The organism is Bradyrhizobium sp. KBS0727 (assembly GCF_005937885.2).
GTDB lineage: Bacteria > Pseudomonadota > Alphaproteobacteria > Rhizobiales > Xanthobacteraceae > Bradyrhizobium.
This window is the reverse complement of the sequence record NZ_CP042176.1, coordinates 3895682-3912448: the sequence shown is the minus strand read 5'-3', so window position 1 is coordinate 3912448 and position 16767 is coordinate 3895682. Positions and strand designations below refer to the sequence as shown.

At 63.8% G+C, this 16767-nt stretch carries 16 protein-coding genes; 11 read left to right on the top strand and 5 right to left on the bottom strand.

Annotation, left to right across the window (positions count from 1 at the left end; genetic code table 11):
* Positions 1 to 86 precede the first annotated feature (86 nt).
* From dusB to mgtE, 8 genes are all read left to right on the top strand, one after another.
* Positions 87 to 1088, top strand: coding sequence for a tRNA dihydrouridine synthase DusB (gene dusB / locus FFI89_RS18075; protein ID WP_138839370.1), 1002 nt, complete (start codon positions 87 to 89; stop codon positions 1086 to 1088).
* The gene (locus tag FFI89_RS18070; RefSeq protein ID WP_138838853.1) at positions 1085 to 2260 is read left to right on the top strand and encodes a nitrogen regulation protein NR(II); all 1176 of its coding nucleotides are present in this window, start codon (positions 1085 to 1087) and stop codon (positions 2258 to 2260) included. The genes dusB and FFI89_RS18070 overlap by 4 nt, the downstream gene beginning before the upstream one ends.
* Before the next feature lie 9 nt (positions 2261 to 2269).
* Positions 2270 to 3712 carry a nitrogen regulation protein NR(I) gene (gene ntrC, locus FFI89_RS18065; RefSeq protein WP_138838851.1) on the top strand — a complete coding sequence of 481 codons (1443 nt, stop codon included), beginning with the start codon at positions 2270 to 2272 and terminating at the stop codon, positions 3710 to 3712.
* A 177-nt stretch (positions 3713 to 3889) separates the two neighbouring features.
* A complete protein-coding gene (locus FFI89_RS18060) occupies positions 3890 to 6244 on the top strand; it encodes a PAS domain-containing sensor histidine kinase (RefSeq protein WP_168212927.1) in 2355 nt (784 codons plus the stop codon).
* A 17-nt stretch (positions 6245 to 6261) separates the two neighbouring features.
* A complete protein-coding gene (locus FFI89_RS18055) occupies positions 6262 to 7632 on the top strand; it encodes a sigma-54 dependent transcriptional regulator (protein WP_138838847.1) in 1371 nt (456 codons plus the stop codon).
* 269 nt (positions 7633 to 7901) lie between these two features.
* Entirely contained in the window at positions 7902 to 8150 is a 249-nt protein-coding gene (gene hfq, locus FFI89_RS18050; protein ID WP_006020546.1) for an RNA chaperone Hfq, read from the top strand.
* Between the two features lie 11 nt (positions 8151 to 8161).
* Positions 8162 to 9538 carry a GTPase HflX gene (gene hflX / locus FFI89_RS18045; RefSeq protein WP_138838845.1) on the top strand — a complete coding sequence of 459 codons (1377 nt, stop codon included), beginning with the start codon at positions 8162 to 8164 and terminating at the stop codon, positions 9536 to 9538.
* Positions 9539 to 9718: 180 nt separating this feature from the next.
* Positions 9719 to 11092, top strand: a complete 1374-nt coding sequence (mgtE, locus tag FFI89_RS18040) for a magnesium transporter (RefSeq protein ID WP_138838843.1) — start codon at positions 9719 to 9721, stop codon at positions 11090 to 11092.
* Here mgtE and mazG read toward each other — a convergent pair.
* Entirely contained in the window at positions 11087 to 11950 is an 864-nt protein-coding gene (mazG, locus tag FFI89_RS18035; RefSeq protein WP_138838841.1) for a nucleoside triphosphate pyrophosphohydrolase, read from the bottom strand. The genes mgtE and mazG overlap by 6 nt on opposite strands.
* A gap of 127 nt (positions 11951 to 12077) precedes the next feature.
* Here mazG and queC point away from each other — a divergent pair, with 127 nt between their 5' ends.
* A complete protein-coding gene (gene queC, locus FFI89_RS18030) occupies positions 12078 to 12788 on the top strand; it encodes a 7-cyano-7-deazaguanine synthase QueC (RefSeq protein ID WP_168212926.1) in 711 nt (236 codons plus the stop codon).
* Positions 12789 to 12883: 95 nt separating this feature from the next.
* Here queC and FFI89_RS18025 read toward each other — a convergent pair whose 3' ends face one another.
* The 3 genes from FFI89_RS18025 to nthA are packed head-to-tail and all read right to left on the bottom strand — an operon-like array spanning position 12884 to position 14552.
* Positions 12884 to 13261 carry a nitrile hydratase accessory protein gene (locus FFI89_RS18025; RefSeq protein ID WP_168212925.1) on the bottom strand — a complete coding sequence of 126 codons (378 nt, stop codon included), beginning with the start codon at positions 13259 to 13261 and terminating at the stop codon, positions 12884 to 12886.
* Positions 13261 to 13920 carry a nitrile hydratase subunit beta gene (nthB, locus tag FFI89_RS18020; RefSeq protein ID WP_138838835.1) on the bottom strand — a complete coding sequence of 220 codons (660 nt, stop codon included), beginning with the start codon at positions 13918 to 13920 and terminating at the stop codon, positions 13261 to 13263. Before nthB ends, FFI89_RS18025 begins: the two co-directional genes overlap by 1 nt.
* Positions 13917 to 14552 carry a nitrile hydratase subunit alpha gene (gene nthA, locus FFI89_RS18015; RefSeq protein WP_138838833.1) on the bottom strand — a complete coding sequence of 212 codons (636 nt, stop codon included), beginning with the start codon at positions 14550 to 14552 and terminating at the stop codon, positions 13917 to 13919. The genes nthB and nthA overlap by 4 nt, the downstream gene beginning before the upstream one ends.
* 62 nt (positions 14553 to 14614) lie before the next feature.
* Between nthA and FFI89_RS18010 the strand changes: the two genes are divergently transcribed.
* Both FFI89_RS18010 and FFI89_RS18005 read left to right on the top strand, forming a co-directional pair.
* The gene (locus tag FFI89_RS18010; RefSeq protein WP_138838831.1) at positions 14615 to 15382 is read left to right on the top strand and encodes a hypothetical protein; all 768 of its coding nucleotides are present in this window, start codon (positions 14615 to 14617) and stop codon (positions 15380 to 15382) included.
* A 42-nt stretch (positions 15383 to 15424) separates the two neighbouring features.
* Positions 15425 to 16231 carry an enoyl-CoA hydratase/isomerase family protein gene (locus FFI89_RS18005; protein WP_138838829.1) on the top strand — a complete coding sequence of 269 codons (807 nt, stop codon included), beginning with the start codon at positions 15425 to 15427 and terminating at the stop codon, positions 16229 to 16231.
* On the opposite strand, the gene FFI89_RS18000 is transcribed toward FFI89_RS18005, so the two are convergent.
* On the bottom strand, positions 16232 to 16735 hold the full coding sequence (locus tag FFI89_RS18000) for a cytochrome b (protein ID WP_371721312.1): 504 nt from the start codon (positions 16733 to 16735) through the stop codon (positions 16232 to 16234).
* Positions 16736 to 16767 lie beyond the last annotated feature (32 nt).

Sequence of the window (16767 nt, the reverse complement as noted above, 5' to 3'; positions counted from 1 at the left end):
ACAATATGCGTCGACGGTTGCAATGACGCTGCCGCGCCAACCATGAGAACTCCGTGACCGGCCTGGAAAGTTCACGCCATAAGCCGTTGAAAATACGCGAGATTGCCGTCGCCAATCGGGTTCTCCTGGCGCCGATGTCTGGTGTCACTGACGCTCCCTTTCGACGACTCGCCGCCGCCCTCGGCGCCGGGTTGGTGGTGTCAGAGATGACCGCGAGCGACGACCTCGTGAACGGCAGGCCGATGTCGCGGCTGCGCTGCGAGGCGACCGGCATCGGAACCCATGTGGTTCAACTCGCCGGCTGCGAAACGCACTGGATGGCGGAAGGGGCGAGGGTCGCGGAAGCCGCGGGCGCCGACATCATCGACATCAACATGGGCTGTCCCGCGCGCCACGTGACTGGCGGCCAGTCCGGATCGGCGCTGATGCGCGATCTCGATCACGCGCTGAAACTCATCGAAGCGACGATATCGGCAGTGAAGGTGCCGGTGACGCTGAAGATGCGGCTCGGCTGGGACGATCGTTCGCAGAACGCGCCCGAACTGGCACGTCGCGCCGAAGCCGCCGGCGTGCAGATGATCACGGTGCACGGGCGCACGCGTTGCCAGTTCTACAAGGGCGAGGCGGATTGGGGCGCGGTGCGCGCCGTCAAGGACGCGGTCTCGGTTCCGCTCGTCGTCAACGGCGACATCACCTCGTTCGAAAAGGCGGTGCGCGCGCTCGATATGTCGGGCGCCGATGCCGTGATGATCGGCCGCGGCGCACAGGGCCAGCCGTGGTTGCCGGGCCAGATCGGACGCCGGCTTGAAACCGGAAAAGCCGAATCCTCACCTGATCTCGCCGAACAGCTCGCGCATATTCGCGCCCTCTATGACGAGGTCTGCCGACTATATGGATTGCGCATCGGCTTGAAGCACGCGCGCAAGCATCTCGGCTGGGCGCTGGAGGTCGCAGCGCAGTGCAGCCGAGCCCCGGCCGAAAAACTCAAGACCTGGCGTCAGAACATTCTGACGTCGGAGGATCCGCACCGGGTGCATCGATCGCTCCAGGACGCGTTCGACGATTTTGCTTGGAGTGCAGCTGCATGACGTCCGTCGCAGAACATCGCCGGCACCTGCCCACCGACGGTGAGGCGATCCTCAACGCATTGCCCAATCCCGTGCTGCTGGTGGCGCCGGACGGCCGCATTGTCGACGCCAACATCGCCGCCGAATCCTTCTTCGAGATTTCGACCCAGTTCCTGCGGCGGCAATCGCTGAAGGAGCTGGTGCCGTTCGGCAGTCCGCTGCTGGCGCTGATCGATCAGGTGCGATCGAGCGGCTCGCCGGTCAATGAATACAAGGTCGATCTCGGCACGCCGCGGATCGGCGGCGATCGGCAGGTCGATCTTCACGTGGCTCCGCTGACGGAGCGGCCTGGCCATATCGTTGTCATGCTGCAGGAGCGCACCATCGCCGACAAGATGGACCGGCAACTGACGCATCGCAGCGCGGCGCGTTCGGTGATCGCCTTGGCGGCGATGCTGGCCCATGAAATCAAGAACCCGCTGTCGGGGATCCGAGGCGCTGCGCAATTGCTCGAGCAGGCGGCCTCGTCCGAAGACCGCATGCTGACCCGGCTGATTTGCGACGAGGCCGACCGTATCGTGACGCTGGTCGACCGCATGGAAGTGTTCGGCGACGATCGCCCGGTGGCGCGCGGCCCGGTTAACATCCATTCCGTGCTCGACCACGTCAAACGGCTGGCGCAATCCGGCTTTGCCCGAAACATCCGCTTCGTCGAGGACTACGACCCGTCACTGCCGCCGGTGCTGGCCAATCAGGACCAGTTGATCCAGGTGTTCCTCAACCTGGTGAAGAACGCCGCCGAAGCGGTCGCCGATCTCGGCAGCGATGCGGAAATCCAGCTTACCACCGCGTTTCGGCCCGGCGTCCGGCTGTCGGTGCCGGGCAAGAAATCGCGGGTGTCGCTGCCGCTCGAATTCTGCGTCAAGGACAACGGCTCCGGCGTGCCGGAAGATCTGCTGCCGAACCTGTTCGACCCCTTTGTCACGACCAAGCAGACCGGCAGCGGGCTCGGGCTGGCGCTGGTGGCCAAGATCGTCGGCGATCACGGCGGCATCATCGAATGCGAATCCCAGCCGCGGAAGACCACGTTCCGCGTGCTGCTACCGATGTTCAACTCCACCAAACATTTCGACCAAAGCAATCGCGATGACGTTTCGGGTACGCCGTCGCCTGCCTCAGACAATGCAAGATGAGGAATAACAATGCCCGCAGGTAGTATTCTAGTTGCTGATGACGACACCGCCATCCGCACGGTTCTGAACCAGGCTCTCTCGCGCGCCGGCTATGAGGTGCGCCTGACCGGAAACGCAGCGACGCTGTGGCGGTGGGTCAGCCAGGGCGAAGGCGATCTCGTCATCACCGACGTGGTGATGCCCGACGAAAACGCGTTCGACCTGCTGCCGCGGATCAAGAAGATGCGGCCGAACCTGCCCGTCATCGTCATGAGTGCGCAGAATACCTTCATGACGGCGATCCGGGCCTCGGAGCGCGGCGCCTATGAATATCTGCCGAAGCCGTTCGATCTGAAGGAGCTGATCACCATCGTCGGCCGCGCTTTGGCGGAGCCGAAGGAGCGGGTGGCACACGCACCCGACGAGGGTGAATTCGATTCGATCCCGCTGGTCGGCCGCTCGCCGGCGATGCAGGAAATCTACCGGGTGCTGGCGCGGCTGATGCAGACCGACCTCACCGTGATGATCTCCGGCGAATCCGGCACCGGCAAGGAACTGGTCGCCCGCGCGCTGCACGACTACGGCAAGCGCCGTAACGGCCCGTTCGTCGCGGTCAACATGGCGGCGATCCCGCGCGACCTCATTGAATCGGAATTGTTCGGCCATGAGCGCGGCGCGTTCACCGGCGCGAATACCCGCGCTTCCGGCCGGTTCGAGCAGGCCGAAGGCGGCACGCTGTTCCTCGACGAAATCGGCGACATGCCGATGGAAGCGCAGACGCGACTGCTGCGGGTGCTGCAGCAGGGCGAGTACACCACCGTCGGCGGCCGGACCCCGATCAAGACCGATGTGCGGATCGTTGCCGCGAGCAACAAGGACTTGCGCATCCTGATTCAGCAGGGCCTGTTCCGGGAAGATCTGTTCTTCCGCCTCAACGTGGTGCCGCTGCGGCTGCCGCCGTTGCGCGAACGGATCGAGGATCTGCCCGACCTGATCCGGCATTTCTTCTCGCTGGCGGAAAAGGACGGACTGCCGCCGAAGAAGCTGGACACGCTGGCGCTGGAACGGCTCAAGCAGCATCGCTGGCCGGGCAACGTGCGCGAGCTGGAAAACCTCGCGCGGCGGCTGGCTGCACTCTACCCGCAGGACGTGATCACGGGCTCGGTGATCGATGGCGAGCTGGCGCCGCCGGCCGTCGCATCGGGTGGCAATGCCCCGCTGGGGGTGGAAAATCTCGGCGGCGCGGTCGAGGCCTATCTGTCCTCGCACTTCTCCGGCTTTCCGAACGGCGTACCGCCGCCCGGCCTCTACCATCGCATCCTGAAAGAGATCGAGGTACCGCTGCTGACGGCGGCGCTGGCGGCTACCCGCGGCAACCAGATCCGCGCGGCCGACCTGCTCGGGCTGAACCGCAATACCCTGCGCAAGAAGATCCGTGACCTCGATATTCAGGTCTACCGGAGCGGCGGCTGACACCATTCCATTGCGCGGGGGGCCAACCGCCGCGCAATGGGGCCGATAGCCGCTGGGGATCGATTGGTTTCGCGGCCGGATGCGCCGCGGAATTGTCGTAATTTGGCAACATTGTGGTATGAATGCATCAGTCCGCAGCCAGCGGACCTCAAGTCTTTCATCACACCGATTGCCGGAATGACCACCGCAGAGACCTCGGCGCCATCGTTCGACCCGTCGCTTACCGAATCCACGGGAGGAATCCTGCGGAAGTGGGTGGCGCCGTTTGCGGTCGGAATCGCACTGCTGTCGGCGTTCCTGACCTTCATGGTGCTGAGCGGCCTGACGCCGATCGAGCCGACCCGCCATGTCGTCTATTCCTTCCTGCTGATCAATGCGGCGACCATTCTGCTGCTGATCGGCATCATCGTCCGCGAAGTCTGGCTGGTGATTCAGGCCCGGCGCCGCGGCCGGGCGGCGGCGCGGCTGCACGTCCAGATTGTCAGCCTGTTCTCTGTCATCGCAGTGTTGCCGGCGGTGCTGGTGGCGGTCGTCGCCAACGTCACCATCGACCGTGGTCTCGACCGGCTGTTCTCGGGTCCGACCAAGGAGGTCATGCAGAATTCGCTGATCGTGGCGCGCGCCTATACCTATGAGCATGCCCAGCTCATTCGCGGTGACATCCTGGGAATGGCCAACGATCTCGGAAACCCGGCGCAACGAACCCTGTTCGACCAGGACCGCAGGTCGTTCAGGGAGTTGCTGACGGCCAACGCGGCGTCTCGCAATTTGCCGGGCGCCATGTTGCTCGACAAGGACGGGCACGTTCTGGAGACGGCGCAGACGGGTATCCGGGAGGAGTTTACGACGCCCGCACCGGACTTCCTCAGCAATGTCGATGAAAACGAGCCTCAGATCGCGGTATTTCCGGAGGCTAACTACGTCGCAGCGGTGATCAGGCTGCGGACGTTCAGCAATACCTTCCTCTATGTGGCGCGCCTGCTCGATCCCCACGTGGTGGCGCAGCTCAAGCAAACCGAGGCCAGCGTCGCCGAATACGCCCAGATCGAATCGCGCCGGCTCGGCATTCAGGTCGCCTTCGCGCTGATGTTCGCGGTGATTGCACTGACCATCCTGATGGCGTCAGTGCTGATCGGCCTGAATTTCGCCAACTGGCTGGTGGCGCCGATCCGTAACCTGATGAGCGCCGCCAATATCGTGTCGACCGGCGACCTGCACGTGCAGGTGCCGGTCCACAAATCCGAGGGCGATCTCGCCCAGCTCGGCCAGACCTTCAACAAGATGACGCAGGAATTGCGCACCCAGCGCGACGAACTGGTGAGCGCCTCGGACCTGATCGACAGCCGCCGCCGCTTCATCGAGGCAGTGCTGTCGTCGGCCAGCGCCGGCATCATCGGCGTCGATGCCTCCGGCAGCGTCGGTATTCTGAACCGCTCGGCCGAAAAGCTGATCGGCCACGCCGAATCGGAAACGCTGGACCACCCGCTGTCGGACGTGCTGCCCGAGCTCGATGACATGATGAAAACCGCGCGCGAGGGCACCCAGCGCCTGGTCCAGGGCCAGATCACCATCACGCGCGACGGCCAGGAGCGCAATCTGTCGGTTCGCGTCAGCGCCGAACAGACCAGCCATTCGCGCGACAGCTACATCATCACGCTCGACGACATCACCGATCTCGTCTCCGCGCAGCGCACCTCGGCCTGGGGCGACGTCGCCCGCCGCATCGCCCATGAAATCAAGAATCCGCTGACGCCGATCCAGCTTTCGGCCGAACGTATCCGCCGCAAATTCGGCAAGGTCATCGTCGAGGACAAAGGCATCTTCGAGCAGTGTACCGACACCATCGTGCGACAGGTCGACGACATCAGGCGGATGGTAGACGAATTCTCCCGCTTCGCGCGGATGCCGAAGCCGGTGATGGAGGGCGAGGACGTCGCCGATACCGTGCGCCAGGCGGTGTTCCTGATGAAGGTCGGACATCCCGATCTCGATATCGTGGCCGACATCAAGCAGGATCCGATGCGGGCGCAGTTCGACCGCCGACTGATTTCGCAGGCGCTGACCAACATCATCAAGAATGCGACCGAAGCGATCGAACAGGTTCCGCCGGAAGAACTCGGCAAGGGGCGCATCGATGTCATCGCGACGCGCGAGAACGACGACATCCTGATCGACGTGATCGACAACGGCATCGGTCTGCCCAAGGTGAGCCGCGCCCGCTTGCTGGAGCCTTATGTCACGACGCGCCAGAAGGGCACCGGGCTGGGCCTCGCGATCGTCGGCCGCGTGCTCGAAGACCATGGCGGTCGCATCGAACTCAAGGACGCCTCCGATTTCCGTCCCGGTCAGCGCGGCGCCTGGATGCGGCTACGGTTTTCCGTAACCGGGCAGGCAGCGAAGGGCGAGGCGAAAGAGCAGGCTCGGCAAACGAGCGAGCCGGGCAGCGAAACAAAGGTGCCTGCCTCCGAAACCAACGAGGCTGGTACTGCGACCAATGATGACACAAAAATCCAAGCCGCAACCGGCAACTGACAAGACAGGTGTAACCCATGGCCAGTGACATTCTGATTGTCGACGACGAGGCAGATATCCGCGATCTCGTTGCGGGTATTCTGGAGGATGAGGGCTTCCAGACCAGGACGGCGCGCGACAGCGATTCGGCGCTCGCGGAGATTACCAACCGGCGGCCGCACCTGGTGTTTCTCGATATCTGGCTGCAGGGCTCCAAGCTCGACGGCCTTCAGTTGCTCGAGCAGATCAAGAAGGATCACGCCGACGTGCCCGTGGTGATGATCTCCGGCCACGGCAACATCGAAACCGCGGTCGCGGCGATCAAGCGCGGCGCCTATGACTTCATTGAAAAGCCTTTCAAGTCGGACCGGCTGATCCTGGTCGCGACACGGGCCCTGGAAACCTCGCGGCTCAAGCGCGAGGTGAAGGAACTGAAACAACTGGCGCCCGCCGCCAGCGTTCTGACCGGGCGTTCGGCGTGCATGAACCAACTGCGCCAGACCATCGACCGGGCCGCCAAGGCCAACAGCCGCATCCTGATCGTCGGCCCCTCCGGTTCAGGCAAGGAACTGGCGGCGCGCACGCTGCATCATGCCTCAAGTCGAGCCGAAGGACCGTTCGTCGTGATCAATGCTGCCGCGATCACGCCGGAGCGGATGGAAGTCGAACTGTTCGGGATCGAGGAGTCGAACGGCGAGCAGGCGCGCAAGCCCGGCGCGCTGGAAGAGGCCCATAGCGGCACGCTGTTCATCGACGAAATCGCCGACATGCCGCGCGAGACCCAGAACAAGATTCTTCGCGTGCTGGTCGATCAGACTTTTCAGCGTTCCGGCGGCACCGCCAAGGTGCATGTCGACGTCCGGATCGTTTCCTCGACCGCGCGTAATCTGGAGGAAGAAATCGCGGAAGGGCGGTTCCGGGAGGATCTTTATCACCGGCTCTCGGTGGTGCCGATTAGGGTACCGCCGCTGTCGGAGCGCCGCGAGGACATTCCCGAGCTGATCGACTATTTCATGGACCAGATTTCGGCGGCCAGCGGCCTGCCGAAACGCCAGATCGGCCAGGACGCGATGGCGGTGCTGCAGTCACATGTCTGGCCCGGCAACGTGCGCCAGCTCCGCAACAACGTCGAGCGCGTGATGATTCTCGCCGGCGGCGGTCCGGAAGCGATCATCACCGCCGACATGCTGCCGCAGGACGTCGGTTCGATGGTGCCGGCGATGCCGACCAGCAACAACGGCGAACATATCATGGGGCTGCCGCTCCGCGAGGCACGGGAAGTCTTTGAACGCGATTATCTGATTGCCCAGATCAGCCGATTCTCCGGCAATATTTCGCGAACGGCGGAATTCGTCGGCATGGAGCGCTCGGCCCTGCACCGCAAGCTCAAGGCACTGGGAGTGGGGTAGGGCTCGACCTGCCGCACTCCTGCGCGGACGGCGATCCATGCAAATGCTTGGGAATATTCATCTCTTTCCGTACTTTTGCGGAGAATGAAAAGCAGGTTCCTCGTGGGTGACGCGCGAACCGGCTTGCCTAAAAACCGCGCGTGCCCTCTAATCGTACCGCCGAGCCGACCGGAGGGGGATCTCAGGGGTGGACGGCGATCGGGGGAGGCTCCGTGAGAGAGCAACAACCGGTTTAATAAAAAGAAACACAAGACGGCGGGATAAAAACAATGGCGGCAGACCGCGCACAAAATCTACAAGACACCTTCCTCAACCACGTTCGTAAAACCAAAACGCCACTCACGATCTTCCTGGTCAACGGAGTGAAGCTGCAAGGGATTGTCACCTGGTTCGACAATTTCTGCCTGTTGCTGCGGCGCGACGGTCATTCGCAGCTTGTCTACAAGCATGCGATCTCGACCATCATGCCCGGCGCTCCGATCCAGTTGTTCGAGGGCGGCGAGGATGCTCCGGCTTGAGAGTGATCTGATTGGAACCCCTGGACCGTGAGGCGGCCGCCGATCGACCGAGGTCGGCAGGGGGCGGCGAAACCGGGCGGGTGATTGTCATCGGCCCGTATTTGCGGATGCGCCGCGGCGATGCCGAGGCGCAGACGAACGATGGCGTGCGCGATTCCGAAGCGCGCATCGACGAGGCCGCCGGGCTCGCGCGCGCCATCGACCTTGCCGTCGTGGAAGCGCTGATCGCGCCGATCAGCCAGATCCGCCCTGCAACCTATCTCGGCAAGGGCAAGGTCGAGGAGATCACGGGTCTCATCGCCGGCCACAACATCGAACTGGTGGTGATGGATTGCGCGCTGTCGCCGATCCAGCAGCGCAACCTCGAGAAGGCCTGGAACACCAAGGTGCTGGATCGCACCGGACTGATCCTGGAAATTTTCGGCCGCCGCGCCAAGACCAAGGAAGGCTCGCTTCAGGTCGAGCTTGCGCATCTGAATTATCAGCGCAGCCGGCTGGTGCGGTCCTGGACCCATCTGGAGCGTCAGCGTGGCGGTTTCGGCTTCATGGGCGGTCCCGGCGAGACCCAGATCGAAGCCGACCGCCGCCTGATCGGTGATCGCATCACGCGGCTGGAAAACGAAATCAAGAAGGTGCAGGCGACGCGGCGGCTGCACCGCGCCGGGCGGCAGCGCGTGCCGTACCGCGTGGTGGCGCTGGTCGGCTACACCAATGCCGGCAAGTCGACGCTGTTCAATCGGCTCACGCGCGCCGAGGTGCAGGCCGCCGACATGCTGTTTGCCACCCTCGATCCGACCCTGCGCGCACTGAGCCTGCCGCACGGCGGCAAGGCGATGCTGTCGGACACCGTCGGTTTCATCTCCAATCTGCCTACGCAACTCGTCGCCGCATTTCGCGCCACGCTGGAAGAGGTGCTGGAGGCCGATATCATCCTGCATGTCCGCGACATCTCGCATGAGGATGCGGAGGCGCAGGAGCGCGACGTCGAAGCCGTGCTGCGTCAGCTCGGCATCGATCCCGATGCCGGCGCACGCCTCCTCGAGGTCTGGAACAAGATCGATCGTTTCGATCCCGAGGAACGCGAAAACCTGCGCAACATCGCCGCCCGTAGTCCGCCGGAGCGGCCGTGCTACCTGGTCTCCGCCGAAACCGGCGAAGGGATCGATGCGCTCCTGACGGCGATCGAGGACCGGCTGGCGGCCAGCCGGATTACGCTCGATCTGTCGATCGAGGCATCGGATGGCGCGGGCATCAGTTGGCTGCATCGCAACGCCGAGGTTCTGGCCAAGGAATTGCACGACGACCGCTTCGACATGACGGTGCGCGTCGATGAGACCAAGCGGGATATTGTGGTCTCGCGGTTCGACGCGGTGCCGCACGTGGCGTGACGCCGGCGCATCCGGGAGCCGCCCCTGTTCACGACACCGATTGTAACAGCAGTATGACCAGGGCGGGGCTCACGAGGCTGCGGCCTTGATGTCTTGCGTCCGAACCTCGCCAATCCACTTTGTGTTTGAGTTTTTCACGGGCTTGGTCCATTCCGCTCTGGGCGAAGAGCGAGGTCCGTGATGCCAAATTCCTCCGAGACGACCGCTGCTGCCGATAAGGCCGCGCATGAGGCAGGCGGCCTCGCGCTCGAAAGGGCGCCCGATATCATTGTGGCGCTCAACGCCCGCCCACCGGAAGCTGCCGCCGAGATCCTTCAGCATTTGTCTTCGGAAAAGGCTGTCGAGGTTCTTGATCAGCCCGGAATTGACGATGTCTGCGAGATCATCGCGGCACTCCCCACCGCGACGGCCGTTGCCTTGTTGTCGGCGGTGTCGGCGGACCGCACCGCCGATATTTTCAGGGAGCTGATCGAGCCGCTCCGGAGCACGCTGTTAAATGGCCTGAACCAGGAAACCCGGAAGACCATCTCGGAACTGCTGGCCTATCCCGAGCGCAGCGCCGGAAGCATCATGACGACCGAGTTCGTCAGCGTGCCCTCGAACTGGACGATCGCGGAGGTGCTGTATCACATCCGGATGGTCGAGCGCACCCGCGAAACCGTCTATTCCATCTTCGTCGTCGACCCCATCAAAAAGACCCTGATCCAGGCGGTCCCGCTGCGCCGTCTGATCTCCGGCGATCCGCATGCCAACGTCCTTACCGCGGCGCCCGCCCGCAAGCCACTGACGGTCGGGCCGCAATCCGACCGCATGGACGCCGCGCGTCTGATATCGAAATATGACCTGCTCGCCGTGGCCGTTGTGGACGGGCTGGGCCATGTGCTGGGCATCGTCACCGTCGATGACGTCATCGACGCCATCATCCAGGAGTCCACCGAAGACGTTCAGAAGTTCGGCGGCATGGAGGCGCTGGACGAACCTTATCTGCGGATCAGTTTTCCCGAGATGATCAAGAAGCGGGGCGGCTGGCTCTGCGCGCTCTTCCTGTCCGAAATGCTGACGGCCAGCGCGATGCAGACATTCCAGGGCGAACTCGAGAAGGCCATCGTGCTGACGTTGTTCATTCCCCTGATCATGAGTTCGGGCGGCAATTCGGGATCGCAGGCGACGTCGCTGTTGATTCGCGCCTTGGCGTTGCACGAACTTAGGCTGCGGGACTGGTGGCGGGTCGCGTTGCGCGAACTGCCGACCGGCCTGATGCTGGGGGCCATTCTCGGCTTGATCGGAATAGCCAGGATAACGCTCTGGCAGACGCTGGGCATTTTCGACTACGGCGAACACTGGATTTTGGTCGCGATTACGGTCGGCTCCGCACTGGTCGGCATCGTGACGTTCGGATCGCTGGCGGGCTCGATGCTGCCGTTTATCCTGCAGCGCGTCGGCTTCGACCCGGCGAGTGCGTCGGCTCCATTTGTCGCAACGCTGGTCGACGTCACCGGTCTGGTCATTTACTTTGGCGTCGCCGCGCTCATTCTCAGGGGCACGTTGTTATGAGCGGCGGCTGCCCTGAATTTTCGGTGATGCCGGCTGCGCCTGATGTTCCGCACCCTTGGCCTCGTTCCACAATGCATCCATCTCGGTGAGCGTTGCGCCTTCGAGCGAACGGCCTTTGGCTTCCAGGGCGCGTTCGATATAGCCGAAGCGGCGTTCGAATTTGGCGTTGGTGGCGCGTAGCGCGGTTTCCGGATCGGCGCCGACATGGCGCGCCAGGTTGACCAGCGCGAACAGGAGATCGCCGGTTTCGGCCGCGAGTTCCTCGGCATTGCCGCCATCGAGCGCGGCCTCGATCTCGTCGGCCTCCTCGCGGATCTTGTGCAGCACCGCGCGCGGGTCGTTCCAGTCGAAGCCAACGGTTGATGCCTTCCGCTGCAATTCCATCGCGCGCGTCAGCGCCGGCTGGCCGGCCTTGACGCCTGACAGCAGCGACTTGTGTTCGGCGGGCGGCTGCGGTCGGCGCGCGGCGCGCTCGGCCTTTTCCTCGGCCTTGATGCGGTCCCAGGCTTCCTTGACATGGGAGGGTGTCAAACGCCCGTTCTCGTCGGCGAAGACATGCGGATGCCGCCGGATCATCTTTCGCGAAATGGCTTCGACGACGTCGCCGAAAGCAAACGCGTTCTGTTCCTCCGCCATCCGGGCGTGGAACACCACCTGCAGCAGGAGATCGCCGAGTTCATCCTTGAGATCGTCGAGGTCGCCGCGCGCGATGGCATCGACCACCTCATAGGCTTCCTCGATGGTGTAGGGCGCGATCGTCGCGGAATCCTGTTCGAGGTCCCACGGGCAGCCGGTCACCGGCGTGCGCAGCGCCGCCATGATTTCGAGCAGTCTTGAAATATCGCGGGAAGGGGTCATGTGGCACCGAACGTTCGAGGTTCAGGCTTTATGCCGCAAGCGGTCCGCCGATCCCAGCAAAACGAGCCGGAACGGCCGCGATTTCCACCGATTGGCCCCGAGATCGATGGGTGCTAATGGGGCGTCCATGAACGATCAGTTTCCATCCGAAACCGCACTGGTGCTGTTTTCCGGCGGCCAGGATTCCACCACCTGCCTTGCCTGGGCGTTGCAGCGCTTTGCGCGCGTCGAGATGATCGGCTTCAGCTACGGTCAGCGCCACGCGATCGAATTGGCGTGCCGCGATCGGCTGCTGTCGGGCATCAAGTCGTTGCGGCCGGATTGGGCGACGAAACTCGGCGAGAGCCATACGCTGGAGATTCCAACGCTGGCCGAAATTTCCGACACCGCGCTGACCCGTGATGTCGCAATCACGATGGGCGCGGATGGCCTGCCCAATACGTTCGTGCCCGGCCGCAATCTGGTGTTTCTGACCTTTGCCGCGGCGCTGGCCTACCGGCGCGGCATCCGTCACATCATCGGCGGCATGTGCGAGACCGATTACTCCGGCTATCCGGATTGCCGCGACGAGACCATCAAGGCATTGCAGTCCGCGCTCAACCTCGGCATGGCCAGAAACTTCGAACTGCACACGCCGCTGATGTGGCTGGACAAGGCCGCGACCTGGAAACTCGCGCATGATCTCGGCGGGGCAGGGCTGGTTGATCTGATCCGCGAGCACTCCCACACCTGTTACCTCGGCGAGCGCGGCGCGCAGCATGACTGGGGCTATGGGTGCGGCGAATGCCCGGCCTGCGCGCTGCGCGCAAAGGGCTGGCGGGAATATGCGGGGCGATAGCGTTTTCGAGCGAAGTGGGAACCGGTTCGCGAGAAGAAAACGCGTCAAACAAGGACCAGAGCCAGTTTCTGATTTAATCAGAACCTGGCTCTAGCCTAAGTTCCGAAATCCTGCGGCATCAGCTCGATCGGCGCGCCATGCGGCGTGCGGTCGGCGGCGTGGTCCCAGGCGTCGCGATAGCGATTTAGGGTTTCGGAGGTCGTGACGCCCTTTTCCGCCACCAGGTTTTCCAGCGTCGCCAGCCAATGCCGGTAGTAGGTCTCACCGGTGTCCGGATCGCCATTGGCCTGCGCGCGCTTGATCTCGGTCGCGAGCGCGCTGGCCCACTCGGTCCAGGTGAAGACGCCGCGGTCATGCAGGGTCAGCGCCATGGCAAAGGCGTGCGCTTCCCAGGGCTCGCGGAACACCGGGCCGTCCTCGTCGCGGGGAATACCCGGCACGGCGGCGGCCGCGCGCGCAACCGTGGCGTCCATCAGGCCGGCTCCAGATACGGCTCGAACGCATCGATGGATATCTTGAGCGTCGGGTCAGCGTCCGGGCCCCACAATTCGGCGCTGTCGAACACGACCGTGTAGAGCCATTGCGGGTTCTCGCCGGATTCGGTGGCGGCGGTATCCGGGAATACATGACAGCCGTGGTCGCGCTCGATCACGCCGACGTGGCCGCGGACGTAGCGCGGCAGCCTCGTATGGGTCGTGGGGTGAATGTTCCGGGCGCGTACCCGATCGCCGGGCTTGAACTTCGCCGGGGCTGGTGCGGCGCGGCCGAATTTTCCGCGCACCATCACGCGCTCGACATCGTCGATCCCGAATTTTCCGCGCTTGAGCGGCTTCGCCGGTTGGACCGCATGCCCGGCCGCGACGTCTTCGGTGGAGATAAAACCCTTGTCGACCAGCAGGTCTTGCAGACCGAGCAGCCATTTCCTGTAATAGGAACTGCCGAGATAGACGTCCGGCCGCAACATCTCCCGGTAAAAGCGCGACGTATCGATGTTGAAGGCGCCGGCCGCGCCCATCGCGCGTACCATCGCCAGCACGCGCGCTTCCCATACGCTGTGAAACATCGGCTCGTTCGGCTCCGGCTCGACCTTGCCGAAGCCGTCCATGCCGCCCATGTCGTGTACGCCGTTCATGACGGCGCTCCCGGCGTTTTTGCAAAGCCGGTGCCGATCATCGAATCGCGCGTCACGAGCTCGGTCAACTGAGCCTCGCTCCAGCCCTCGGTGCCCGGCGGGCGCATCGGCAGCACCAGGAAACGCGTCTCGGCGGTTGAATCCCAGACCCGTATCTCGATCTCCCTTGGCAGGCTGACGCCAAAGTCGGCCAGTACGCCACGCGGGTCCTTGACCGCGCGAGACCGATAGGGAGCCGCTTTGTACCAGACGGGGGGCAGTCCCAGCATTTCCCAAGGGTAACAGGAGCACAGCGTGCACACGACCATGTTGTGGCGTTGTGGCGTGTTCTCGACAGCGACGAGATGGTCGCCGACCCGGCTGACATGACCGAGCGTGCTCACCGCCTTGGTGGCGTCGTCCAGCAGCGCCTGTTTGAAGGCGGGATCGGTCCAGGCCTTGGCGACGACGCGCGCGCCATTGTGGGGGCCGATTTTCGTCTCATAGGCCTGGATGATGGCGTCGAGCGCCGCCGGCTCGACGTAACCTTTCTCGGTCAGGATCGTCTCCAGCGCGCGGACGCGCAGCTCGGTCTCCGACAGTTCCGAATGGTCGTGATCGTGGTGGTGATGGTCGTGATCATGCTGGCTCATGCCGCAAGGATAGTCGCAAAATCCGGGCTATGTCGAGGCGCAGACTCTGCTAGGAGTCCCCGATGGCTGCTGGGGCAGGGCGCATCGGAATCGCGGTGATAGCGGTCGTTTTGGCCGGGCTTCCGGCCGGACAGGCGCGGGCGGCCAACGGCGCCTATGCGGTGGATGCCGCCGACATTTCCGAGACCGGATCCTGCAAGGTCGAGAGCTGGATGCAGGCCGCGACCAACACCGATGTCTCGATGGTCGCCAACCCGTCCTGCGTGGTCGATCCGTTCAAACTCAAGCCGGTCGAACTGAGCATGCTCAGCAACGAAGCGCGCAGCGGCGGCGACTGGAGCACGACATTCGCGCCGAAGGCCAAGATGAACTTGGTGCCGACAGGGGTCGGCAAGTTCGGCTTCGCGTTTTCTGCCGGCGGACAGTTCGACGCCTTGGCCGGACAAAACCAGACTGTCTTTGCGACGATCCCGGCAACGTTCCGGTTGTCCGAGGTCACCCGCATCAATCTCAACGGTGGCTGGCTGTGGGACCGCACCGTTGACCGGCACTATTTCACCTACGGGATCGGCTTCGACTGGAAATTCACCGACACCTTGCAGTGGACCATCGAGGCCTACGGCCAGGCCGGCCAGTCGGATATTCCAAGCGTGGTGCGGCCGCGGTTCCAGACCGGGGTGCGCTACCGGCCCAACGAGATTTTCTCGGTCGATCTCATTTACGGCCACAACATCAACGGCGAGAATGCCAACTGGATCACGCTAGGCACCACGATCCGTTTTCCGGTACCCGAGGGCAGGCCCGCACGCGAGCGCAGCGGCCATTTGTGAGCGCGAAACGACCTTACAAGAACAAGGGCAGGGAGACGCGGCTTGACGAAGTTTGTGACCATCGAGAAGGGCCTCGGGCCCGACGGCCGTATCGCGGTCGTGCGTTTCGACCGTGGCGACGGCATCAATGCGCTGTCGCCGGAGGCGTTGCGCCAGTTGACCGATGCCGCCCGCAGCTTTGAGGATGACGGCGACACCTCGGTCGTGGTGCTGACCGGCGGCGCCAAATCGTTCAGCGCCGGCTTCGATCTGAAGGATCCAGAGGGACGGTCGCGCCAGAGCATGGACCTCGGCACGTTGCGCCGGCATCTCAAGCTCGGACCGCGGCTGACGCGGGCGTGGCAGGAGATGGAGCAGATCACCATCGGCGCTATCGAAGGCTTTTGCGTCGGCGGCGGCGTGGCGCTGGCGGTGGCGCTGGACTTCCGCGTCATGGCGCGTGACGCCCACCTGCGCGTGCCCGAGATCGGGCTCGGCATGAACATGAGCTGGCAGAGCGTGCCGCGCATGCTGCACCTGATCGGACCGGCCCGCACCAAGCAGGCCGTGATCCTGGCCGACCAGCGCATCTCGGCGGCGGAAGCCTACGAATGGGGCTTGGTGGAAGAGGTGGCCGATCCCGGCAAGGCGTTCGACACCGCGATGGTGCTCGCCGGCAAGGTCGCCGCCCAACCGCCGCTGTCGGTCGCGATGACCAAGCTCACCGTCAATCGGCTGGCACATGCACTCGACGATCTCGCCAGCCATATGGACCTCGACCAGTTCGCGCTGGCCAGCATGTCCGAGGATCACAAGGAAGGCGTCAGCGCGTTTCTCGACCGGCGCAAGCCGCGGTTTAGGGGACGCTGATTAGGCGCGCGAGCCCGGCAGCATGCGACGCAGCGTGCGGTCGCCGAACACCCAGTGATGGACTAGCGCGGCGGCTGCATGCAGGCCGGCGAGCGCTACCAACCCATGTGCTGCCAGTTCGTGGATTTCCTTCAGATTTCGCGCGAAGGCTCGGTCGGCGGGCCACGGCGACGCAATTTCGAACAATCCAAACACAGGTAGGCCCTTGCCGCGTGCAAATTGCACGGCAATGCCGAGGAGGGGGACGGCGATCAGCAACAGGTATAGTCCGAGGTGCGCCAGTTTGGCCCCCAAGCCCATCCAGCCGGCAAACGCCCATTCGCCATATTCGGTCTTCTCGGCTTGCGGTGATTTGTCCGCAACGCGCCAGAACAGGCGCAGCACCGTCAGGAGGACCACCAGCAGCCCAGCGGAGATGTGTATAAACAAGGCCGCGGCTTCGGTAGCGCCGTTTGGAAGCTCGTCGCCGACAAGGCCCAGAACCCACGTCAACGCGACGAGCAAAACGACACTCCAATGGAGCGACTGCGAAATCG